The sequence below is a fragment of the Cellulomonas biazotea genome (assembly GCF_004306155.1).
Classification (GTDB): Bacteria; Actinomycetota; Actinomycetes; order Actinomycetales; family Cellulomonadaceae; genus Cellulomonas; species Cellulomonas biazotea.
Genome location: NZ_BIMR01000017.1, coordinates 1 through 22297 on the forward strand (window position 1 = coordinate 1; position 22297 = coordinate 22297).

A 22297-nucleotide genomic window follows, 5' to 3' on the forward strand; every position below is an offset into this window, starting at 1 on the left:
CCGCGGAGGATCATCGGTGAGGGGTGGAGGCTCAGGAGGCCGGCGCCGCTGCGCCGTTGTTCGCGACCTGCTCGGCCTGCATGCGCAGCGCGAGCGCGAGCCCGGTGCCCTGGAACTGGTTGCCGGCCTCGAGGGGCAGGTGCACCTCGACGCAGAGCGTCTCGTCCGTGGCGGCGGGCAGCGGGCGGTCGCCGGCCTGCGGGCCGGTGGCGGGGCTGCCGACGATCGCGGTGAAGTCGCCCTCGAGCGGCGCGGCGTCGGTGCCCGTGACCCGGCCCAGCAGCTCCGCACCGGCGACGCCGGCCGCGTCGCAGGACGGCGCCCGGTACACCGAGAGGCGGACGATGGTGGCGAGCGACGCCGAGGCGGCGGCGACGGGCTGGCCGTCGGGCGCGGCGAGCGTGGGCGACGGCGCCGCGGACGTCGCGGGGGTGGCCCGGTACTCGATCGCGTAGCGCAGCTGCAGCGAGCCGTCGTTGCGCACGACGACCGGCGTGTAGACGGTGTCGCCGGGCTCCATGCCCTCGTCGGGGAGCGCGAAGTCGACGGGCCCGACGGCGAGGTCGACGGTGCCCGTCGAGATCTCGGCGCTGGTCGAGTCGGTGTCGCTGAACAGCGCGGACGTCGTGAGCGAGGTGGCGCCGACGACCGCGAGCCCGACGATGCCGACGGTCGTCCACATCCGTCGCCGACGCGGTCGGTCCCGCTGCGGCGGGGCGGGGTCGATCATCTCCTGGAGCAGGTCGTCCATCATGCGGGGGGAACTCCTCGGCGGTGGCGCACAGATCGGGACAGGGCCGGACGATTCTCCATCGGCAAACGGGTGACGGGTGTTGAGGGGTTCACCCGAGATTCACTCGTTCGAGTGACGCGTGGCATGGGCCGTCCGGGGGCGGCGTCGGCCCGACGGGCGTGACCCGGCCGGTCGCGTCGACTCGTCCGCACCGCGGCGCGGCGTCGGGACGAGCACGCCGAACGACAGGTCGGCGGGCGGGAGCGCACGCGAGTACAGGAACCCCTGCGCCTGGTCGACGCCCAGGCCGGCGAGGATTCCGGCGGTGTGCTCGTCCTCCACGCCCTCGGCGACGACCCGCAGGCCGAAGGAGTGAGCCAGGTCGACCATGGCCCGCACGACGACCTCGGACCCCTCGCGGCCGCCCGCCTGGAGGTCCGCGACGAACAGCCGGTCGATCTTCAGCTCGTCGACGGGCAGGTCCCGCAGCTGCGAGATCGACGTGTTCCCGATGCCGAAGTCGTCGATCGCGACCCGCACGCCGAGCGTGCCGAGCCGCTCCAGGACGGGCACGACCCGCGACCGGTCGGCGACGAGCGCCGTCTCGGTGATCTCGACCTCGAGCAGCGCCGCGGGGACGTCGTGCTCGGCGAGCAGCCGCTCGATGAGGACGACCACGTCGGTCGACGTCACGTCGTGCGCGGACAGGTTGACGGCGACCGGCGTCGACCGGCCGTCCTGCGACCACAGCGCGAGCTGCCGGACGCACGCCGTGAGCGCGAAACGGGTGACGTCGTGGATGAGACCGGACTGCTCGGCGAGCGGGATGAACGCCGCGGGCGCGAGCAGGCCGCGCGTCTCGTGCCGCCAGCGCATGAGGGCCTCGAAGCCCACGGTCCGGCCCGTCGCGAGGTCGATCTTCGGCTGGTAGTGCATCTCGAGCTCGTGCGCGCCCGGCTCCTCGGCGTCGAGCGCGCGGTGCAGCTCGCCGAGCAGCACCAGGCGGGCGGGCGACGAGTCGTCCTCGTCGAGCGAGTACACCGACACGCCCGTGCGGTGGTGCTTCGCGGCGTACATCGCGACGTCGGCCGTCCGCATGAGCGACGACGAGTCGTTCGCGTGGTCCGGCAGGCACGCGACACCGACGGACGTCTCGACGTGCAGCGACAGCTCGCCGAGCACGAACGGCGTCGCGAACAGCCCCCGCACGCGCCGCGCGAGGCGCTCGGCGTTGGCGACGGACCGGACGTCGGGGAGCAGGACCGCGAACTCGTCGCCGCCGAGCCGGGCGACGACGTCGTTCTCGCGCAGCGCTCCGCGCAGCCGCTCGGCGACCTGCTCGAGGAGCTCGTCGCCGCGGTCGTGCCCGAGCGAGTCGTTGATGTCCTTGAAGTGGTCGATGTCGAGCATCATGAGGCCGACGCTGGTGCCGTCCTCCTTCGCCTCGGCGATCGTGCGGCGCATGCGCTCCGCGAGCATGCGGCGGTTCGGCAGGCCGGTGAGCGAGTCGAGGAGCGCGAGCCGCGCGTTCTCGAGCGCGGTGGCCTGCAGCCGGCGCGACGTCGTGAGCACGGTGCGGAACAGCAGCACCCACAGGGCGACGAGCCCGCCGGCGACGACGATGCCGACCGTGCGCGTCGCGTCCGCGAGGGCGGCCGCCGAGCCGGAGTGGTCGAGCATGACCTCGGCGGCGCCGACGACCTCGCCCGACGGCAGGTCGGACGACGGCGGGCCGAGCGTCTCGCCCGCGGTCACGGGGACGTAGACGTCGAGCACGTCGCTCTGCGTGCCGCTCGCGGTGCCGAGGACGTCGCCGCGGACGTCGTTGACGACGCGCGCGTCGGGCTCGCCGGACGCCATCGCGGCGTCGAGCCGGGCGCCGTCGGGGAAGCCGCTGGTCGTGCGGTCGGCCGTGGAGAAGATGAGGGTGCCGTCCTGCGCCCACAGCCGCACCTCGACGAGCGTGTCGGCGAAGCCGGCGACGGACGCCCGGACGGCGGCCGACTGCTCGGGCGTGAGGGCGGACGCGAGCACGAACGCCTCGGTCGGCACGAGCCCGGTCGCGTACGACTGCACGGACTCGGCGGACGCCATGCCGTCACGTGTCGCCTGCCGCTCCATGACGGTCGACGAGACGACGACGAGGGCGAGCCCGAGCACCGTCATCGCCGCGACGCTGACGACCGCGAAATAGCGCGTCAGCGACCACGGGCGGCGGTTACGGGGCACGTGGACCTCACGGCGGGACGGACGACCAGGGCGACATCGGTCAGCGCGGGAGGAGCGTGCGCTACGGGGCACGGTAGACCGAACTGTCACGGAACTGCGAGACGCGCTGGTCAGGGACCTGCCCGGCGCGTCGGGAACCGACGGGGGTGCCCGGGTGTTGCACGGGTCGACGCCACCAACGGGAGGACGACGATGGGTTACGAGGTCACGAAGAGCGACGAGCAGTGGGCCACCGAGCTCGACGCGCAGGAGTTCGCGGTGCTGCGCCGCGCCGGCACGGAGCGGGCGTGGACCGGTGAGCTGCTCGACGAGAAGCGCGTCGGCGTCTACCGCTGTCGCGCGTGCCGCAACGAGCTGTTCCGGTCGGAGACCAAGTTCGACTCGCACTGCGGGTGGCCGAGCTTCTTCTCGCCGCTCGCGCAGGACCGGGTCGAGCTGATCGTGGACCGCAGCCTCGGCATGGTCCGCACCGAGGTCCGGTGCGCGCGCTGCGGGTCGCACCTCGGGCACGTGTTCGACGACGCGCCGCAGACGCCGACGGGCGACCGGTACTGCATGAACTCGGTGAGCCTGACGTTCGAGGAGGCGTGAGCGGGGGCGATCGTCACGTGTCACCCCCGCCGTCGGCGTCCGGATGGTCGACACACCTGAAGTCCGGGCGCCGACCTGCCGATAATGCAGGCGTGGAAGAGCTGCTGACGGTGCGTCGGTGGCGCCGTTACGGCGCCGACCGGCTCTTCGTCACGCAGGAGACCGGGGCGCCGGTCGGCTCGGTCGACCTGCAGTCGGGGGAGGTCGTCGTCGAGCACCCCGCCCTGGAGGCCGGTGTCCGGCAGGCCGCGCAGGCGTACCTGCGCTCCGACGTGCGCACCGACACCGGCGCGCTGGTGCTGCCGGTGCCCGCGACGCCGACCGACGCGCTCGACGCCCTCGACCAGGCCGCGCTCGAGGCGTGGCTCGGGTCGGTGTCGCGCGACACGACCGAGCTCCCGGTGTACCGGGGCGAGCGCGGCAGCTCGGTCCGCACGCGCCTGTCCCGCCTGGTCGACGAGGGCTGGCAGGTGCTGCACGACGTCCCCGTCGGCCGGCAGGGCACGCTGCTGCAGAACCTGGTGGTCGGCCCCGGGGGCATCCTCACGGTGACGGAGAAGGACCTCACGGGGTCGCACGTCGTCGTCGAGGGCCGGGTCATGACGGTCGACGGCGAGCCGGTGCCGTACCTGCGCGACGCGCGGCTCGAGGCCGCGCGCGTCCAGGCGGCGCTGCTCGCCGCGGCGGCCTCGGGCGTCTCGGTGCGCGCGGTGCTCGTCGTGCAGGGCCAGATGGACGTCCGCAGCCCCGGCAGCCACGACGACGTCCTCGTCGTCCCGCGCTCCGAGGTGCCGAGCGTGTTCCGCCTGATGGCGCCCCGGCTGGGCGCGGACCGCGCCGCCGCGATCGCGACGCTGGCGGGTCGCCGCACCACCTGGTCCCGCTGACACCTCCTGGGTGCTAGCACCCAGACGATGTCCGGATCACCCGTCTGTCCAGCAATTTCGCCCGCTCGCCGGCACAACGTTCCGCGAGGATGGGTCTCGTGGTGGAGGAGAACTTCGCGAGGCTCGAGCGGGAGCTCGGTCTGCTGCTGCGGCGCGCGCACGCGTCGTCGGCGACGCTCGCGCGCGAGGTCCACCCCGACCTCGAGCCGTCGGCGTACGTGCTGCTCGGCCACATCGAGGAGACGCCCGGCATCCGCGCGTCCGACCTCGCGACCTACATCGGCGTCGGGCGCGGCACGATCTCCCGCCAGCTCGCCCGCCTCGGGGCGATCGGACTCGTGTCCCGCCGGCCCGACCCGGACGACTTCCGCGGCCAGCTCCTCGACCTGACCGACGAGGGCCGCCGCCGGCTCGCCGCCGCGCGCGCCGCCCGGCGCGAGTTCCTGCTGCGGGCGCTCGCCGGCTGGGGTGCGCGGGACGTCGACGCGCTCGCCGAGCAGCTCGACCGCCTCAACAGCGCGCTCGCGGCGATCCGCCAGCACGACTGACGAACGACGCGCCGCCCCCGGTGGGGAGCGGCGCGTCGTCCTACGCGGTGCGGCTGCGTCAGGCCACGGTCGCCGGGACCTCCGCCGCGACGGCGTCGCGCTGGTCCTGCTGCTCCTGCTCGAGCCGCTGCTGGATGCCGGACTTGTGCCCCAGCGGCACCTCCTTGAGGAACAGCACCGCGATCAGCGAGACCACCGCGACGGGAGCCGCGACGAGGAACAGGTCCGCGATCGCGTCGCCGAACGCCCGCTCGACGACGACCCGCACGGGCTCGGGCAGGGACGCGAGGTCGGGGATCGCGCTGGTGCCGCCCGCGCCGAGCGCGGAGGCGTCGATGCCGAGGCCCTTGAGCCCCTGCACGATGAGGTCGCCGACCCGGTTCGACAGCACGGCGCCGAGCGCCGAGACGCCGATCGCGCCGCCGAGGGTCCGGAAGAACGCCACGGTCGAGGTGCCCGAGCCGATCTCCCGCACGTCGAGCGTGTTCTGCACGGCGAGCACGAGGTTCTGCATGAGCATGCCCACGCCGGTGCCGAGGATGACCATGTAGAGCGCGACGAGCGTGAAGCTCGTGTCGTAGTGGATGGTCCCCATGAGGGCGAGGCCGCCGGTGAGCAGGATCGCGCCCGCGATCATGAACCGCTTGTAGCGGCCCGTGCGGCTGATGACCTGCCCGGACAGCGTCGACGACACGAACACGCCGACGACCATCGGGATGGTCAGCAGGCCCGACTCCGTCGGGGTCTTGCCGCGTGCGAGCTGCATGTACTGGCTGAGGAACACCGACGTGCCGAACATCGCGATGCCGACGGCGACCGACCCGACGACCGACAGGACGAGCGTGCGGTTCTTGAACAGGTGCAGCGGGATGATCGGCTCCGCGGCCCGCGACTCCGCCCACACGGCGAGCCCGAGCAGGACGACCGAGCCGCCGACCATCGCGGCGGTCTGCCACGACGCCCAGTCGAACGAGCTGCCCGCGAACGTGATCCACAGCAGCAGCAGGGCGATGCCGGCGGAGAGCAGGAACGCGCCCAGGTAGTCGATCTTCACGCTGCGACGCTGCAGGGGCGGCAGGTGCAGGGTGCGCTGCAGCACGACGATCGCGGCGACCGCGAACGGCAGGCCGACGAAGAAGTTCCAGCGCCAGCCGGGGCCGTCGGTGATGAGGCCGCCGAGCAGCGGGCCGCCGACCATGCCGATGCCCATGACACCGCCCATGAGGCCCATGTACCGGCCGCGCTCGCGCGGGCTGATGATGTCGGCGATGAGGACCGTGCCGAGCGCGGTCAGGCCGCCGGCGCCGATGCCCTGCAGGGCGCGCATGCCGATGAGCATGCCGGTGTCGTGGGACAGGCCGGCGAGGGCCGACGACACGACGGAGATGACGAGCGCGAGCTGGATGAGCAGCTTGCGGTCGACGAGGTCGGCGAGCTTGCCCCAGATCGGGGTCGTGATCGTCGTGGTGAGCAGGGTCGCGGTGACGACCCAGGTGAACGCGGACTGCTCGCCGTCCAGGTCGGCGATGATCCGCGGCAGCGAGGACGAGACGACGCTCGTCGCGAGGATCGAGACGAACATCCCGAGGAGGATCCCCGAGAGGGACTCGAGGACCTCGCGGTGGGTCATGCGGGGGGCCTCGTCGGTCGGGGACGACCCGACGAGGGCCCCTTCGGGGGGTGCGGTGCGGTCGGACATGGGTCTCGCTCTCGTGCTGGTCGGGCGCGCCGTGGTCGCGGTGCTGGGGAGGGCCTCGGCGTCGTCGGCGAGTCGTGCGGGGTGGGGACGGGTGCGGTGAGGACGTGCGGGCCGGCTGGTGCGGCCTCCTGGTCAGGTGGTCGTGGCGAGGACCGGTGACGGCGGCGCCGTGTCCTGGTCGCGCACCCGCGCGGTGTCGATCGCGGCGGCGATGCGGTGCAGGACGTCCGCGGCGTCGTCGAGCTCGGTCGCGCTCCAGCCGCCGAAGACGCTCTGCATCGCGGCCTCGCGGACCTCGCCCATGTGCGCGGCCATCGCCTCGCCCGACGGGGTCAGGCGCAGCGTGCGGGCGCGGCGGTCGTCCGGGTCGACGGTCCGCTCGACCCAGCCCTGCTCGACGAGGTGGCTGACCTGACGGCTGACGACCGAGACGTCGACGCGCATCGCGTGGGCGATGTCGCCGACGCCGAGCGAGCCGCGGCGGGCGAGGAGCCGGATGACGGGGACCTCGCCGCGCGAGCACGGGAACTGGCGGGACATGACGTGCGACGCCTCGCGGACGGCCCTCGTGAGGTCCTCCATGCCGCGCAGCAGGACCCGCGTGGGGGTGTCGCCGGGGGTGGCGTCGGGGGTCATGAGGGGCGCTCCTTGGTTGCGTGACGCAAAGACTGTACGACACAGCATTTGCGGCAGGCAACTTATTCCGGCGGGTGCGTCGCCCGGACGTGACGAAGGCCCCGACGTCGTCGTGACGTCGGGGCCTCCGGGTCGTGCGCGCCGGACCGGCCGGCTCGGGTGGTCGGCTCCCCGGGTCGGCTCAGCGGGTCGGCGCCGCGCCGCGCTGGCGCCGCTCGACCTTCACCGACTCCATGTCCTCGAGCTGCACGCCCTTCGTCTCCGGCACCTTGAACAGCGTGAAGAAGAAGGACAGCGCCGCGAAGATCGCGTACATCAGGTAGGGGATGGACGCGCCGAAGCGGTCGAGCATCGGCGGGAACGAGATCGTGATGAGGAAGTTCGCGATCCACTGCGCCATCGCCGCCACGCCCAGCGCGGCCGCGCGGATCCGGTTCGGGAACATCTCGCCCAGCAGCACCCACACCAGCGGGCCCCACGTCGCACCGAAGAACACGACGAACGCGTTGGCCGCGACCAGCGCGATCGTGCCCCACGAGCCCGTGAGCGTCAGGTCGTCGCCCGTGCCCGTCGACTGCGTGAACGCGACCGCCATCACGCCGAGCGACACCGCCATGCCCGCCGAGCCGATGAGCAGCAGCGGGCGACGGCCGATCTTGTCGATGAGGGCGATCGCGATGAACGTCACCGCGACGTTGGTCACCGACGTGATCGTCGAGACCATGAACGAGTCGCTCTCGTCGAACCCGACCGCCTGCCACAGCGTCGTCGAGTAGTAGAAGATCACGTTGATCCCGACGAACTGCTGGAACACGGACAGCAGGATGCCGACCCACACCACGGGCAGCAGCCCGAACCGCGGACCGCGCAGCGTCGCCTGCTCCTCCAGCCTCTTGTCGGCCTCGATCGTGTGCTCGATCTCCCGCACGCGGGCGGCCGCGTCCTCGTCCGGGCCCAGCACGTCAGCGAGGATCTTCTGCGCCTCGTCACGACGACCGCGCGCCACCAGGTAGCGCGGCGACTCCGGGATCATCAGGGCGAGGATCCCGTAGACCGTCGCGGGCACGACCGCGACGAGGAACAGCCAGCGCCACGCCTCCAGCCCGAACCACAGCTCCTCCGACGCGCCGCCCGCCGTCGTCGCGAGCAGCTGGTCCGACAGCAGGGCGGCGAAGATGCCGAGCGTGATCGCGAGCTGCTGCAGCGAGCCCAGCCGCCCGCGCATCGCCGCCGGCGCGATCTCCGCGATGTACGCCGGCGCGATGACCGACGCGATGCCGATGCCGACGCCCGCCATGAAGCGCCACAGGATGAGGTCCCAGACCCCGAACGCGATCGCCGAGAGGATCGACGACACGAAGAACAGGACCGCACCGACGAACATCACGCGCGTGCGGCCCCAGTGGTCGGCCAGCTTGCCGCCCGACCAGGCACCGAGCGCGCACCCGAGGAGCGCGACCGCGACCGCGAAGCCCTGCAGTGCCGACCCCAGGTCGAACTGCTCGCCGATCGCGTCGACCGCACCGTTGATGACCGAGCTGTCGAACCCGAACAGGAAGCCACCGACCGCAGCCGCGACGGCGAGGGCGATGGCCTTGTTGTGGTGGGGGTGACGAGCCTCGGCTCCCGGAGCCGCCCCCTGCGGTGGCTGTGACGCGTGGGACATCGTGCTGGCTCCTCCCGACCCCCTCGGGTCCCTCCCGGGGCAGGATCCACTGTGGCCCGACCTGCGAGGACGCGCACGTCGAGCGGCGGGCGCGCGGCTGCCGTGCGGTGTCCTGACGACACCGGCACCTCGGCGCGCGCGCGACGTCACCGGGACGGGGCAAGATCGTCCGACGGGTGGCCGGGCCGGGCCGCGCCCCGCGACCACCCGCACCGGAGGTGCCCATGACCGGATCCGCCCCGGGCGGCGAGCCCCGCCGCCCCCGCCGTCCCGCGATGCTCGACCCCCAGCAGGCCGACGCGCTCCCGGGCGACCTCGACCCCGCGCTGCGCGACGAGGTGGCCCATACGACCGCGGCCGCGCTCGTCCACCACGGCCGCGCCCAGACCGACCCGCAGGTCGTCGCGCGCCTCGTCGCGCTCGTCGAGCACGAGGGCCTCGACGTCGTCGCCGGGCTCTGGTCCGACAGCCCCGCGGACTCGCTGCCCGGCGCGCTGTGGCGGCTGTACGTCCTGCGCGAGTGGGTCCGGCGCGACCCCGCGACCGTCGCCGACCGCTACCGCCTCGGCGTCACCGCGGCGCCCGTGCACGGCGTCGTCGCGGGCGTCGCCGACGCCCCCGGACCTGCCGACGTCCGGACCGTCGCCGACGCGGTCCTGTCCGGCGTCTACACGGGTGACCTCGCGGTCGCGCTCGAGCGGGCCGCCGCGTTCTGCCAGGTCCTCGCGACGGGCGCGGCGTTCGACGCCGACCACCTCGACGACGTCGACCCGCGCGGTGCGGTCCGCACGACCCGCGGCGCGGCGTCGCTCGTCCGGACGGCCGAGGAGCTCAGCCACGCCGCCGCGCTGTGGCGGGCGGGCCGACTGGAGTGACGGCGTGCGCCCCGTGCGGGTGGCGTGAGGTTCGGCACAGCGCAGGGCGGCGGGGGCCGACGTAGAATCGTCGTGGCGCCGGGCCGCGGTAGCCCCGGGCTCCATCTCACGCCGCTTCGAGCGGCCGCGCGCCGAGAGGCGCTCCCGGTCCGGCGCCGCCCCTTCCTCACCTGCCTCTGAGCGGCGAGGGGCGTGCCCAGAGGTGCCCGACCCCGACCCGGACCCCGTGCGGAGCCGCCGTCGGGGTGGACCGCCCGGCCAGGTCCGAACGGCACCCCGCGACGTCGCACGGCTGTCACCATGTGTCCACGGGCCCGTCGCCCGCCGTTAGGCATTCGACTTCCCGTGACCTAGCCTGAACCCGTCCGTCCCCCCTGTCCCGGAGACCCCCGTGCGCCTGCGCCTGACCCCGCGCGACACCACGTACTTCGACCTCTTCGCCGACTCCGCCAAGCACCTCGTGACCGGCGCGAACCTGCTCGGCGAGATGCTCGGGGCGGACCGCGCCACCCGCAAGGAGATCGGCAAGCGGATCGCCGACGCCGAGCACGCGGCCGACGACGCGACGCACACGATCATGCGGCGTCTCAACCAGACGTTCGTCACGCCGTTCGACCGTGACGACATCTACCAGCTGGCGTCGCACCTCGACGACTGCATGGACTTCATGGACGAGGCCGCGGACCTCATCGTGCTCTACAAGATCGACGAGCTGCCCGCGCGCGTCTCCGACCAGGTGCAGGTGCTGCAGCGCGCGGCGGAGCTCACCGCCGAGGCCATGCCGCGGCTGCGCTCCATGGACTCGCTCTCCGAGTACTGGGTCGAGGTCAACCGCCTCGAGAACCAGGCCGACAAGTCGCACCGCAAGCTCGTCGCCCAGATGTTCGACGAGGTGACCGACCCGGTCACGCTCATGAAGCTCAAGGAGATCGTCGACACGCTCGAGGACGCGGCGGACGCGTTCGAGAAGGTCGCGAACACCGTCGAGACGATCGCGCTCAAGGAGTCCTGAGCAGGTGGACGTCCTGCTCGTCGTCATCGTCGTCGCGTTCGCACTCGGGTTCGACTACACCAACGGTTTCCACGACGCCGCCAACGCGATCGCGACCTCGGTCTCGACACGCGCGCTCACCCCTCGCGTGGCACTGCTCATGGCGGCGTTCTTCAACCTCGTCGGCGCCCTGCTCGGCACGCACGTCGCGACGACGATCGCCGAGGACATCATCAGCATCGGGGACGTCGGGCCGCACGAAGGCCTCGTCATCGTGCTGTCGGGCCTCATCGGCGCGATCACCTGGAACCTCATCACCTGGTGGCTCGGCCTGCCGTCGTCCTCGACGCACGCGCTCATCGGCGGCCTCACGGGTGTCGGCATCGCGTCCGGGGTCACCGTGCACTGGGACGCCATCTGGGACAAGGTCGTCCTGCCGATGGTGTTCTCGCCGCTCATCGGCTTCCTGCTCGCGTTCGGCCTCATGGTCGGCGTGCTGTGGATCGTCCGGAACCGCCCGCCGGCCCGCACGCAGCGCCGGTTCCGGCTCGCGCAGACGGCGTCGGCCGCGGCGATGGCCCTCGGGCACGGCCTGCAGGACGCGCAGAAGACGATGGGCGTCATCGTCCTCGCGCTCATCGCGGGCGGGTTCCACGACCCCGACAACATGACGATCCCGCTGTGGGTCAAGCTGTCCGCCGCCGCCGCGATCTCCGCCGGCACGTACGCCGGCGGGTGGCGGATCATGCGCACGCTCGGCCGCAAGATCATCGAGCTCGACCCGGCGCGCGGGTTCGTCGCCGAGTCCGTCGCCGCCGTCGTCCTGTACGCCAACGCGTACTGGCTGCACGCGCCCGTCTCGACGACGCACACCATCACCTCGGCGATCATGGGCGTCGGCGCCACCAAGCGGCTGTCGGCCGTCCGGTGGGGCGTCGCGAAGAACATCGGCGCCGCGTGGGTGCTCACCATCCCGGCGGCCGCGCTCGTCGCGGCGCTCGTCTACCTGGTGCTCAACCCGATCCTCACCTGAGCGTCCCGGCGCGAGGTGCGCGCCCGGGCCCGGCCCGGCCCGGCGTGACCCGGCCCGACCCGGTGTCAGGCGGCGTCGTCCGCCGGCCGGTGCGTCTCGACCGCGACGACCCGCGGGCCCTTCGGACGCTGGACCACGTGCGCGACGAGGACCTCGCCGGGCTGCAGGTACGGGTCGGCGGCCGGCACGTCGAGCGCCACGGACCGGCGCGCGTGCGACGCCACGACGCCGAACGCCGTCGCGAGGACCGGCCGGTGCGTGCACACCACGACGTCGCCCGCCCAGTGCAGCAGGGCCTCCAGGTGCCCGGCGGCCGCGTCGGGCGACTCCTCGTGGACGTCCTCGGTCCACGCCTCCGACCGGTGCTCGCGCACGCCGACGGCCGCGACGTACGGCTGGACCGAGTCGACGCAGCGCGTCCACGAGCTCGTCACGACGTGCCCGACCCCGAACGCCGAGAGCACGGGCACGAGGGCGGCGGCCTGGCGGGCGCCGTCGTCGGTGAGGGGCCGCTCTGCGTCCTTGCCCTTCCACTGGCTGCGCTTGCGGGCGCTGCCGTGCCGGGCGACGACGAGGGCGTGCGTCTCCAGGCGTCCCTTCTCGTGCGCGGCGACGAGCGCGTCGAGCGGCTCGCGGTCCTCGGCACGCGTGAGCAGCCGGGCGGCGGCCGACGCGTCGACCCAGCGCACCCGGTCGATCTCCGAGCGCGACGCGCGCGGGACCGGGGGCCGGCCGCGCAGCGCCACGGCGTCGCGCCGGCCCGCGACCTGCGCGGCCCAGTAGTGCACGCGCTTGGTGCGGCCGTCGGACAGCGTGTACTCCAGCCCGGGCAGGGGGACGCCGAGGACGACGTCGTGGCCGGTCTCCTCGGCGACCTCGCGGACCGCCGCCGTGACGGCGGACTCGCCCGGCTCGAGCTTGCCCTTCGGCCACGACCAGTCCTGGTAGCGCGGGCGGTGCACGACGACCACCTGCAGCCGCCGCAGGCGCACACGCCACACCAGTGCGCCGGCCGCCTCGACGACGACCGGCGGACGGGTGGGGCTCACCGCGACGAGCCCGGGCGGCGCCGCTGCCGCTGGATGAGCGCCGCCTGCAGGTCGACCAGCGGGGAGCCGTCGTCGGCCGCGTGCCGCCGGTGCCAGTCGCCCGACGCGTCGAGGTGCCACGACGACGTCGCGTCGTCGGTCGACTCGTCGACGAGGTCCACGAGCTCGGCGACCTGGTCGGGGTCGGCGACGCGCACCAGTGCCTCGACGCGCCGGTCGAGGTTGCGGTGCATGAGGTCCGCGGAGCCGATGTAGACCTCGGGCCCCTCGAACGACGACTCGGCGTCGGCCGTCGCGTTCGCGAACGCGAAGATCCGCGAGTGCTCGAGGAACCGGCCGAGGATCGAGCGGACCCGCACGTTCTCCGACAGCCCGGGGACGCCGGGGCGCAGCGCGCAGATGCCGCGGACGACCAGGTCGACGTGCACCCCGGCCTGCGACGCGCGGTACAGGGCGTCGATCGTGGCCTCGTCGACCATCGAGTTGACCTTGATCTTGATCCACGCCGGGTGCCCCTCGCGGGCCGCCGCCGCCTCGCGGTCGATGCGCTCGACCAGGCCCGCGCGCACGGAGCGGGGCGCGACGAGCAGCCGGTGGAACCGGGACTTCGGCGCGTAGCCGGAGAGCTGGTTGAACAGGCGCGTGAGGTCCTGGCCGACCTCCGGGTCCGCCGTCAGCAGGCCCAGGTCGGTGTAGAGGCGGGCCGTCTTCGGGTGGTAGTTGCCCGTCCCGACGTGGCTGTACCGGCGCAGGCCGTCGGGCTCCTGCCGCACGACGAGCGACAGCTTGCAGTGGGTCTTGAGCCCGACGATCCCGTACACGACGTGCACGCCCGCCTGCTCGAGCTTGCGCGCCCAGGAGATGTTGTTCTGCTCGTCGAACCGTGCCTTGATCTCGACGAGCGCCAGCACCTGCTTGCCCGCCTCGGCGGCGTCGATGAGCGCGTCCACGATGGGGGAGTCGCCCGACGTCCGGTAGAGCGTCTGCTTGATCGCGAGGACGTCGGGGTCGGCGGCGGCCTGCTCGAGGAACGTCTGCACCGACGTCGAGAACGAGTCGTACGGGTGGTGCAGCAGGATGTCGCGCTCGCGGATCTTCGCGAAGACGTCGGTCGGCGTCGCGCTCTCGACCTCGGCGAGCTGGCGGTGCGTCGTCGGCACGAACCGGGGGAACTGCAGCTCGGCGCGGTCCAGGTCGGCGATGACGTTGAGGCCCGTGAAGTCCAGCGGGGCGGGCAGCTCGTAGACCTCCTCCTCGGCCATCCGCAGCTCGCGGACGAGGAGCTGGCGGATGCGCGGGCTGATGCCCTCGGCGATCTCGAGCCGCACCGGCGGGCCGAACCGGCGCCGCAGGAGCTCCTTCTCCATGGCCTTGAGGAGGTTCTCGGCGTCGTCCTCCTCGACCTCGACGTCCTCGTTGCGGGTCACACGGAACGTGTGGTGCTCGCGCACCTCCATGCCCGGGAACAGGTGCTCGAGGTGCTCGGAGATGACGTCCTCGACGGGGACGAACGACATCGGGCCCTTCTCGGGCGACGCGGCGCCGGCGTCGGGGGCCGACGGGCGGCCGCTCGCGTCGACCGCGATGAACCGGGGCAGCAGCGGCGGCACCTTGACCCGCGCGAAGTGCTCCTTGCCGGTCGCCGGGTTCGCGACGACGACCGCGAGGTTGAGCGACAGCCCCGAGATGTAGGGGAAGGGGTGCGCCGGGTCCACCGCGAGCGGCGTGAGCACCGGGAAGATCTGCCGGCGGAAGAACTTGCGCAGCCGATCCTGCTCGCCCTCGCCCAGGTCGTCCCAGCGCACGAGCGTGATGCCCTCGGCGGCCAGCGCGGGCTGCACCTGCTCGGCGAACACGCGTGCGTGCCGGTGCTGCAGCTCGTGCGCCTTGTCGCTGATCGCCTCCAGCACCTGCCGGGGCGACAGGCCCGATGCGGCCGTCACCGCGATGCCCGTCGCGATGCGCCGCTTCAGCCCGGCGACCCGCACCATGAAGAACTCGTCGAGGTTCGACGCGAAGATCGCGAGGAACCGCACGCGCTCCAGCAGCGGCAGGTCCGGGTCCTCCGCGAGCTCCAGGACGCGCTGGTTGAACGCGAGCCACGACAGCTCGCGGTCGAGGAACCGGTCGTCCGGCAGCGGTTCCGGCTCGACCGCCGGCAGGGGGTCCTGCTGGGCCATGTGCTCGGCGATGTGCGCGGCCAGGGCGGAGTCGAGGGTCGGGGCGTCGGTCATGAGGCCATCGTGGCACCCGACGGTGAACGGCCGGTATCGGAACCGAGCATGACGTCCGCGGACGCGCGCACGAACCCCTGCGCGGCGTAGGTCCGGACCGCCGCCGCGTTGTCGGCCTCCACGTAGAGCACCACGGTCGACAGGCCGGCGGCGGCGAGGTGGTCGAGCGCGAGGGTCGTGAGCGCCGACCCCAGCCCCAGGCCCTGCGCGTCGGGGTCGACCCCGACGGCGTACAGCTCGCCGACGGGCTCGTCGGCCTCCTCGCCCGCCGCGTGCACCTTGGTCCACAGGAACGCCACGAGGTCGCCGTCGCGCTCCGCGAGCAGGAAACCCTCGGGGTCGAACCACGGCTCGCGCTCCCGGTCCCGCACGTCGTCGACCGTCATCCGGCCCTGCTCGGGGTGCTGCGCGAACGCGCGCGCGTTGACGCGCTGCCACGCCTGCTCGTCCTGGCCGGGCACGAACGTGCGGACGGTCGTCCCGGGCGGCAGCGGACGGCTGGACGGTGTGCGCGCCGCGAGGTCGAGGCGCATCTTCCACAGCTCCCGTACGACCCCGAACCCGACCGCGGCGGCGAACGCGCGCGCCACCGGCAGGTCGCCGTGCGCCCACACCCGCAGGTCCCGGCCCGGCTCCGCGTGCGCGAGCGCGAGCGCGGCGTGCAGCAGCGCGCGACCCGCTCCCCGGCGCCGGTGCGCCGGGTCGACGACGAGCTCCGCCGCCGCCGACGACGCGTCGGCCACGTCCACCTGGGCGTACCCGACCAGGTCCCCGTCGGCCGTGCGGGCCGTGAGGTGCACGACCGGCGCGTGGTCCGTCGTGAGCCGCAGGAGCGGCTGCTCGGACAGCGGCGCGACACCGTCCACCTGGTGGGCGCGTCCGGCCAGCGCGCTGACCTGCGCCGCCGTCGCCGCGTCCGGACGGGTCGTCGTCGTCCCGATCGTGACCTGCGCGTTCGTGTCGTGGGACATGCCGACATCCCACCACGAGCACCCGTCTGCCGCGCCCCGCGCACAGAGGAAGCAGGTACCGTGGACCGGCCATGGAGGACTCGCTGCGCACCCACGCCGAGGACGCCCCGACCCCGCAGACGCGCCGCTCCCGTCGTGCGCTCCGGGAGACGCGGGCGTCGGCCCGTCGAGCCACCGGACCGACCCCCGCAGCGGGCCTCGCCGCCGAGCTCGTCGACGTCGACGTGGTGGTCGTCGGTGCCGGGCAGGCCGGGCTCGCCGCCGCCTACCACCTGCGCCGCAGCGGCCTCGTGTCCGTCGGGCAGCCCGGCTGGGAGGACGGCCCGTCGTTCGTCGTGCTCGACGACGAGCCGGGCCCCGGCGGCGCGTGGCAGCACCGGTGGGAGTCGCTCACGATGGAGCGCGCGCACGGCGTGCACGAGCTCCCGGGCATGCCGCTCGTCGTCCCCGACCCGACCGAGCCCGCCGCGCGCGCGGTGCCGTACTACTTCGCGCAGTACGAGGAGGCCTACGGGCTGCACGTGCAGCGGCCCGTGCGGGTCACGTCCGTGCACGACGAGGGCCGGGCACCCGTGCCCGTCGACAGTGCCGGCACCCCCGCCGCGACGCCCGGGCACGGACGGCTGCTCGTCCACTCGCACAGCGTCGAGCGCCCCGCCGACCGCGTCGTGTGGCGCGCCCGCGGCCTCGTCAACGCGACCGGCACGTGGGGCAAGCCCTTCTGGCCCGCCTACCCCGGCCGCGGCACCTTCCAGGGCCGCCAGCTGCACGCGCGCGACTACCGTTCCGCCGCCGACCTCGCCGACGGGCACGTCGTCGTCGTCGGCGGGGGCACGTCCGCCGTGCAGCAGCTCCTCGAGGTCGCGCGCGTCACCTCGACCACGTGGGTCACGCGCCGGCCGCCCGTGTGGCGCGACGAGGAGTTCACGCCCGAGGTCGGCCGGGACGCCGTCGCCCTGGTCGAGCAGCGCACGCGCGCCGGGCTGCCGCCGCAGAGCGTCGTCCAGGTCACCGGGCTTCCGCTGACCGACGCGTACCGGGCGGGCATCGACGCCGGCGTCCTGCGGGCCCGGCCCGTGTTCAGCCGGATCGTCGCCGACGGCGTCGTGTGGGACGAGCCCGGCGACGTCGAGGACGGCTGGGTCGACGGCCCCGCCCGCGTCGAGGCCCGCACGATCCTGTGGTGCACCGGCTTCCGCGCCGCCCTCGACCACCTCGCGCCCCTCGGCCTGCGGGCGCGCGGCGGCGGGATCGTCATGGACGGCACGCGCGTCGTGGCCGACCCGCGGGTGCAGCTCGTCGGGTACGGGCCGTCCGCGTCGACCGTCGGCGCGAACCGCGCCGGGCGCGAGGCCGTGCGGCACCTGCGCCGCCTGCTCGACCTCTGACCTGACCCCGACGTCGTCGTCGACCTCGGTCGTGGCCCCGACCCGCGTCGCGACGACGGAGCCGGGGCCGTCACGAGGACGACCCCGGCTCCGGGGTGCTGCCGGCCCGGCCGGAGCCGGAGGTCAGCGGACGGTCAGCGGGTCACGAGCAGGAGACCGGGACCGTGCTCGTCGGCGCGTTGCCCGACGCGACGAAGCCGTACTCCGTCTTGGCGCCCGCACCGAGCAGGCCGTTCCACGGCGCGTTCTTCACCGTGACCGAGGTGCCCGACGTCGTGTAGGTGCCCGACCAGCCGCTCTGGATCGAGCCGCCCGACGGGAGCGCGAACTGCGTCGTCCACGAGCCGACCATCGCGCTGCCGGCCGACACGGTCACGCCGCCCTGCCAGCCGCCCGGCCACGAGCCGACGACCCGCAGGACCGCCGAGCAGGTGCCCGGGTTGGTCGTCGGGGTCGGGGTGGGGGTCGGCGTCGGCGTGGGAGTCGGCGTCGGGGTGGGCGTGGGCGTCGTCGGCGTGGGGTTCGGGGTCGTCGGGTCGACGACGCCCGTGTAGATCTTGGCCGTCTTCGCGGTCGCCTTGATGCCGTTGGCGCCGTCGAAGATGCGCGTGCCCCACGACGTCTTCTGCGCCGGGTTGAACGCCGTCACCATGTCGAGGTACTCGACGCCGCCGCCGTTGCCCGACCACGACCAGCCGTAGTAGCCGAGGCCGCGGGAGACCGCCTCGGACATGATCGTGTCCTCGTCGGGGTTGCCGTCCGAGTGGTCGAAGCCGAACTCGCCGATGACGAGCGGCAGGTTCTTCGACTTGAACGCGTCGAGGTAGGTCTTGATCGTCGTCGCGTTGTTGTAGACGCCGTACATGTGGACGGAGAACAGGACGTTCGCGTCCGGGTCCGCGGCGGCGACGGTGGCCGCGTTGTCCCGCATGATCCCGGCCCAGTCCTGGCCCCAGCTCGGCGCGTCGATGACGATGTTGTGGTGCAGGCCCGCGGCGCGCAGCTTCTTGATCGCGTTCGCGGAGTCGGTCGCCCAGTTCGCGTTCGCCGTCGCGTTGTTGCCGAAGGGCTCGTTGCCGATGTTGATCTGGACGTAGTCCTCCTGGCCGATCAGCGCCGACTTGATGCCCACCCAGTAGTTCGCGGCGGTGTCGAGCGTGACCGCGCCGGACTGCTCGCCGTAGCCCGTGGTGTCGTGGTTCTCGAGCATGCAGATGAGCTTGTTGGCCTTGCAGAGGCTGATGACGTTCGCGACGTCGGTGGCGTCGTTCTTCGTCCAGCGGTCGCCGCCGGACAGGACGACGCGCAGCGCGTTCGCGCCGGCCGCCCGGATCGCGGGGATCGCGGTGGGCGTCTGTGACGTGTACCAGGTGTGGGCGTGGCTCACGCCGCGGGCGACGAACGGCGTGCCGTCCTTCTCGACCAGCTGGGTGCCGGACACGCGCAGACCGGGCGGGGTGGCGGCGTTGGCCGCCGTCGAGACGAGCGACGCCGCGCCCAGCGCGACGACCGCCGACGCCAGTGCGGCGCCGGTCAGCAAGGACAGTCGAGATCTCATGGACATCCTCGTTCCTGAGTGTGTGACGACCGCAGGCGCGCCGCGGCGCCGGTGTTCGGCAGTGACGTTCCGCGTCGTCGCGGCCCGTGGACGCACCCACCCGCCGTTCCGCCGGCCGGTCGGCGGGCGGGTGCCGGGGCAAGACAACCAGGGCACGAAACCGCGCTCCACGGCCCTAAACGCTTCACCGATCTGGACGTCCGTCGCGTCCCGGCGTACCGCCCGCCGCACGCACGACGACCAGCCCGGCGCGCCGCGGCCTACCGCCCGCCGCACGCACGACGACCCCGTCCTGGCGACCGTTCCCGGGGTCGGGACGGTCACCATGACGGGGTCGTGCGTCGTGCCGGCCCGGTCGGCACCGGGTCGGCGTGCGGGTCAGCCCTCCGAGGAGGCTGGCTTCGACAGGCCCTGCGCGATGAGGTCCATGACGGAGGAGTCGGCCAGCGTCGTCGCGTCGCCGACCTGCCGGTGCTCCGCCACGTCCCGCAGCAGCCGCCGCATGATCTTGCCCGAACGCGTCTTCGGCAGCTCCTGCACCACGAGGATCTGCCGCGGCTTCGCGATCGGCCCGATCTCCTTCGACACGTGGTTGCGCAGCGCCGTCTGCACCTCGTCGCCGGACAGGTCGGAGCCCTCGCTGCCACCCCGCAGGATGACGAACGCGACGACCGCCTGACCCGTCGTGTCGTCCGACGCGCCCACGACCGCCGCCTCCGCGACCCACGGGTGCGACACCAGCGCCGACTCGATCTCCGTCGTCGACAGCCGGTGGCCCGACACGTTCATGACGTCGTCGACGCGACCCAGCAGCCAGATGTCGCCGTCGTCGTCCTTCTTCGCCCCGTCGCCCGCGAAGTACAGGCCCGAGAACCGGGACCAGTAGGTGTCCTTGTACCGCTCCGGGTCACCCCAGATGCCGCGCAGCATCGCGGGCCACGGCTCGGTCAGCACCAGGTACCCGCCGCCGCCGTCCGGCACCGAGTGCGCCTCGTCGTCCACGACGTCGGCCGCGATCCCCGGCAGCGCGACCTGCGCCGACCCCGGCTTCGTCTCCGTCACGCCCGGCAGCGGGCTGATCATGATCGCGCCCGTCTCCGTCTGCCACCACGTGTCGACGATCGGCGTGCGGTCGCCGCCGATGACGCGGCGGTACCACATCCACGCCTCCGGGTTGATGGGCTCGCCCACCGACCCGAGCACGCGCAGGCTCGACAGGTCGAACTTCGCCGGGAGCTCCTCGCCCCACTTCATGCACGTCCGGATCGCCGTCGGCGCCGTGTAGAGGATCGACACCTTGTACTTCTCGACGATCTCCCACCAGCGGCCACGGTGCGGCGTGTCCGGCGTGCCCTCGTAGATGACCTGCGTCGCGCCGTTCACCAGCGGCCCGTACACGACGTACGTGTGGCCCGTGATCCAGCCGATGTCGGCCGTGCACCAGTAGACGTCCGACTCCGGCTTGAGGTCGAAGACGTTGCGGTGCGTGTACGCGGCCTGCGTCAGGTAGCCGCCCGTCGTGTGGAAGATGCCCTTCGGCTTCCCCGTCGTGCCGGACGTGTAGAGGATGAACAGCGGGTGCTCGGCGTCCACCTCGACCGGCGTGTGCTGGTCGGACGCCGCGTCCACCACGTCGTGCCACCACACGTCCCGGCCGTCGGTCCACTCGACGTCCTGGCCCGTGCGCCGCACCACCAGGACGTGCTGGACGGACGGCGTGCCCTTCGCGACGGCCTCGTCGACGGCCGGCTTGAGCGCGGACGCGGCGCCGCGCCGGTACCCGCCGTCGGCGGTCACGACGAGCTTTGCCTCGGCGTCCACGATGCGCGACGACAGCGCCTCGGCGGAGAACCCGCCGAAGACCACCGAGTGCGGCGCGCCGATCCGGGCGCACGCGAGCATCGTCACGACCGCCTCGGGGATCAGCGGCAGGTAGATCGCGACCCGGTCGCCCGTGCCGACGCCCAGCGACGTCAGCGCGTTCGCGGCCTTCGACACCTCGCGCTGCAGGTCGGCGTACGTGAGCGAGCGCGAGTCGCCGCCCTCGCCCTCGAAGAGCAGCGCGACCCGGTCGCCGCGGCCCTCCTCGACGTGCCGGTCCACCGCGTTGTACGCGGCGTTCAGCCGGCCGTCGGCGAACCACCGGGCGAACGGCGCGTCCGACCAGTCGAGGGTCTGCGTGAACGGCGTCGACCAGGACAGCAGCTCACGCGCCTGGTCGGCCCAGAACGTCGGACGGTCGGCGGCTGCCCATGCGTACAGGTCGCCGTGGGCGTTCGCCTGCGCGGCGAACTCGGGGGACGGGGGGAAACGGCGGTCCTCGGAGAGCAGGTTCTCCAGGCCGGCGGGCTTCTCGGGCGAGCCCGAGGCGGGGACGGTGTCGGTCACGTGCGACCCTCCTGTGCGCAACGACGTCGGTGCGGAACCCGGGAGCGACCGGGTCAGACCAGGCACTCTAGCCGCCGCCCCACGGCACGTCGCCGGGCGGTCCGGCGGCCGTGGGACGGACCCGATCAGGCGCGGTGGCGCTCGCGGAACTCGCCCAGGTGCACGCCGCGACGCCGCGCGAGGGCCACCGAGACCCCCGCCAGCAGGACCAGGAACCCGGCCACGAGCAGCGTGCCCGACGTCCCCGCGACCGTCACCTGCGTGACCGTGAGCCGCCAGCCCGTGTCGCTCAGCACGTCCAGCGTCTGGGCGCGCGCGATCGACGGCGCGAACAGGTAGAACCCGCCCACGACCGTCAGCAGCGCGCCACCCGCGATCGGGACCGCCGCCGACCACACCGCGAGCAGCGCGACGAGCCCCAGCACCAGCAGGCCGATCGTCACCAGGACGATGCCCAGGACCTCCGTCGAGCCGTCCCAGCCGTCGACCTGCGCCGCGAGGATCCGGGCCTGCCCGACGAGCACCATCGCGACCCCCGCGGGCGCGAGCAGCAGACCCAGGACGACGCCCAGGACGTGCGCGCCGAAGCTCGTCGACCGCGGGGCGTTCGGGGCGGGGAACAGGTCGTCGTCACCGCGTTCCACCCGTGGTGCCGCGGGCGGCGGCGTCGACCCGTCCGCGACCGCGGGGGGAGGGCCGTCGGGGTCCGGCGCCGGGACCGCGGGTGTCGCTGGCCGCGCGGGGTCGGCCGACGCGGCGGCTGCGGTGCGCGTGCCCGCGTCCGTGCCCGCGTTCGTGCCTGCGTTCGTGCCGGTCGGGGC

General features: G+C 73.5%; 17 protein-coding genes and 1 pseudogene. 7 read left to right on the forward strand and 11 right to left on the reverse strand.

Annotated features, from left to right (window positions below; genetic code table 11):
- Positions 1-31: 31 nt before the first annotated feature.
- Positions 32-754 carry a TasA family protein gene (locus CBZ_RS01530; RefSeq protein ID WP_130779863.1) on the reverse strand — a complete coding sequence of 241 codons (723 nt, stop codon included), beginning with the start codon at positions 752-754 and terminating at the stop codon, positions 32-34.
- Positions 755-853: 99 nt separating this feature from the next.
- Positions 854-2962 (reverse strand): putative bifunctional diguanylate cyclase/phosphodiesterase, encoded by a 2109-nt coding sequence (locus CBZ_RS01535; protein ID WP_246012953.1) that lies wholly within the window; start codon positions 2960-2962, stop codon positions 854-856.
- 192 nt (positions 2963-3154) lie between these two features.
- Between CBZ_RS01535 and msrB the strand changes: the two genes are divergently transcribed.
- The 3 genes from msrB (at position 3155) to CBZ_RS01550 (ending at position 4988) form a co-directional block, all read left to right on the forward strand.
- Positions 3155-3553 (forward strand): peptide-methionine (R)-S-oxide reductase MsrB, encoded by a 399-nt coding sequence (gene msrB, locus CBZ_RS01540; protein WP_130779864.1) that lies wholly within the window; start codon positions 3155-3157, stop codon positions 3551-3553.
- Positions 3554-3645: 92 nt separating this feature from the next.
- The gene (locus CBZ_RS01545) at positions 3646-4440 is read left to right on the forward strand and encodes an NERD domain-containing protein (RefSeq protein ID WP_130779865.1); all 795 of its coding nucleotides are present in this window, start codon (positions 3646-3648) and stop codon (positions 4438-4440) included.
- An 89-nt stretch (positions 4441-4529) separates the two neighbouring features.
- Positions 4530-4988, forward strand: a complete 459-nt coding sequence (locus CBZ_RS01550) for a MarR family winged helix-turn-helix transcriptional regulator (RefSeq protein ID WP_165446603.1) — start codon at positions 4530-4532, stop codon at positions 4986-4988.
- Between the two features lie 58 nt (positions 4989-5046).
- On the opposite strand, the gene CBZ_RS01555 is transcribed toward CBZ_RS01550, so the two are convergent.
- The 3 genes from CBZ_RS01555 to CBZ_RS01565 all read right to left on the reverse strand — a co-directional run bounded on the left by CBZ_RS01555 (position 5047) and on the right by CBZ_RS01565 (position 8989).
- A complete protein-coding gene (locus tag CBZ_RS01555; protein WP_130779866.1) occupies positions 5047-6618 on the reverse strand; it encodes an MFS transporter in 1572 nt (523 codons plus the stop codon).
- Between the two features lie 201 nt (positions 6619-6819).
- On the reverse strand, positions 6820-7323 hold the full coding sequence (locus CBZ_RS01560; RefSeq protein ID WP_165446604.1) for a MarR family winged helix-turn-helix transcriptional regulator: 504 nt from the start codon (positions 7321-7323) through the stop codon (positions 6820-6822).
- 181 nt (positions 7324-7504) lie between these two features.
- A complete protein-coding gene (locus CBZ_RS01565; protein ID WP_130779868.1) occupies positions 7505-8989 on the reverse strand; it encodes a sugar porter family MFS transporter in 1485 nt (494 codons plus the stop codon).
- Positions 8990-9264: 275 nt separating this feature from the next.
- On the opposite strand from CBZ_RS01565, the gene CBZ_RS01570 reads away from it, so the two are divergent.
- The 3 genes from CBZ_RS01570 (at position 9265) to CBZ_RS01580 (ending at position 11888) form a co-directional block, all read left to right on the forward strand.
- Positions 9265-9864, forward strand: a complete 600-nt coding sequence (locus tag CBZ_RS01570; protein WP_130779880.1) for a hypothetical protein — start codon at positions 9265-9267, stop codon at positions 9862-9864.
- 391 nt (positions 9865-10255) lie between these two features.
- Entirely contained in the window at positions 10256-10876 is a 621-nt protein-coding gene (locus tag CBZ_RS01575) for a DUF47 domain-containing protein (protein ID WP_130779869.1), read from the forward strand.
- 4 nt (positions 10877-10880) lie between these two features.
- A complete protein-coding gene (locus CBZ_RS01580) occupies positions 10881-11888 on the forward strand; it encodes an inorganic phosphate transporter (protein WP_130779870.1) in 1008 nt (335 codons plus the stop codon).
- 65 nt (positions 11889-11953) lie between these two features.
- On the opposite strand, the gene CBZ_RS01585 is transcribed toward CBZ_RS01580, so the two are convergent.
- Genes CBZ_RS01585 through mshD form a run of 3 tightly spaced genes read right to left on the reverse strand, consistent with a single transcriptional unit; the run spans position 11954 to position 16142 of the window.
- Positions 11954-12937 carry an NUDIX hydrolase gene (locus CBZ_RS01585; protein ID WP_130779871.1) on the reverse strand — a complete coding sequence of 328 codons (984 nt, stop codon included), beginning with the start codon at positions 12935-12937 and terminating at the stop codon, positions 11954-11956.
- Complete coding sequence (locus tag CBZ_RS01590) at positions 12934-15171, reverse strand: RNA degradosome polyphosphate kinase (RefSeq protein WP_130779872.1); 2238 nt, start codon at positions 15169-15171, stop codon at positions 12934-12936. The genes CBZ_RS01585 and CBZ_RS01590 overlap by 4 nt, the downstream gene beginning before the upstream one ends.
- Positions 15168-16142 (reverse strand): mycothiol synthase, encoded by a 975-nt coding sequence (mshD, locus tag CBZ_RS01595; protein ID WP_130779873.1) that lies wholly within the window; start codon positions 16140-16142, stop codon positions 15168-15170. Before mshD ends, CBZ_RS01590 begins: the two co-directional genes overlap by 4 nt.
- A gap of 71 nt (positions 16143-16213) precedes the next feature.
- Here mshD and CBZ_RS01600 point away from each other — a divergent pair, with 71 nt between their 5' ends.
- On the forward strand, positions 16214-17530 hold the full coding sequence (locus CBZ_RS01600) for an NAD(P)-binding domain-containing protein (protein WP_130779874.1): 1317 nt from the start codon (positions 16214-16216) through the stop codon (positions 17528-17530).
- Between the two features lie 142 nt (positions 17531-17672).
- Here CBZ_RS01600 and CBZ_RS01605 read toward each other — a convergent pair whose 3' ends face one another.
- The 3 genes and pseudogenes from CBZ_RS01605 to CBZ_RS01615 all read right to left on the reverse strand — a co-directional run.
- Entirely contained in the window at positions 17673-19088 is a 1416-nt protein-coding gene (locus tag CBZ_RS01605; RefSeq protein WP_130779875.1) for a cellulase family glycosylhydrolase, read from the reverse strand.
- A gap of 378 nt (positions 19089-19466) precedes the next feature.
- Positions 19467-21476: an acetate--CoA ligase gene (gene acs, locus CBZ_RS01610; RefSeq protein ID WP_130779876.1), complete on the reverse strand. Its 2010-nt coding sequence runs from the start codon at positions 21474-21476 to the stop codon at positions 19467-19469.
- Between the two features lie 125 nt (positions 21477-21601).
- A pseudogene (locus CBZ_RS01615) lies at positions 21602-22297 on the reverse strand (hypothetical protein); the annotation flags it as partial.

Bases quoted from the DNA above. Each gene is read 5' to 3' on its own strand.
- CBZ_RS01530 (WP_130779863.1), bottom strand. From the start codon at position 754: ATGATGGACGACCTGCTCCAGGAGATGATCGACCCCGCCCCGCCGCAG.
- msrB (WP_130779864.1), top strand. From the start codon at position 3,155: ATGGGTTACGAGGTCACGAAGAGCGACGAGCAGTGGGCCACCGAGCTC.
- CBZ_RS01550 (WP_165446603.1), top strand. From the start codon at position 4,530: ATGGGTCTCGTGGTGGAGGAGAACTTCGCGAGGCTCGAGCGGGAGCTC.
- CBZ_RS01555 (WP_130779866.1), bottom strand. From the start codon at position 6,618: ATGACCCACCGCGAGGTCCTCGAGTCCCTCTCGGGGATCCTCCTCGGG.
- CBZ_RS01560 (WP_165446604.1), bottom strand. From the start codon at position 7,323: ATGACCCCCGACGCCACCCCCGGCGACACCCCCACGCGGGTCCTGCTG.
- CBZ_RS01565 (WP_130779868.1), bottom strand. From the start codon at position 8,989: ATGTCCCACGCGTCACAGCCACCGCAGGGGGCGGCTCCGGGAGCCGAG.
- CBZ_RS01570 (WP_130779880.1), top strand. From the start codon at position 9,265: ATGCTCGACCCCCAGCAGGCCGACGCGCTCCCGGGCGACCTCGACCCC.
- CBZ_RS01590 (WP_130779872.1), bottom strand. From the start codon at position 15,171: ATGACCGACGCCCCGACCCTCGACTCCGCCCTGGCCGCGCACATCGCC.
- mshD (WP_130779873.1), bottom strand. From the start codon at position 16,142: ATGTCCCACGACACGAACGCGCAGGTCACGATCGGGACGACGACGACC.
- CBZ_RS01600 (WP_130779874.1), top strand. From the start codon at position 16,214: ATGGAGGACTCGCTGCGCACCCACGCCGAGGACGCCCCGACCCCGCAG.
- CBZ_RS01605 (WP_130779875.1), bottom strand. From the start codon at position 19,088: ATGAGATCTCGACTGTCCTTGCTGACCGGCGCCGCACTGGCGTCGGCG.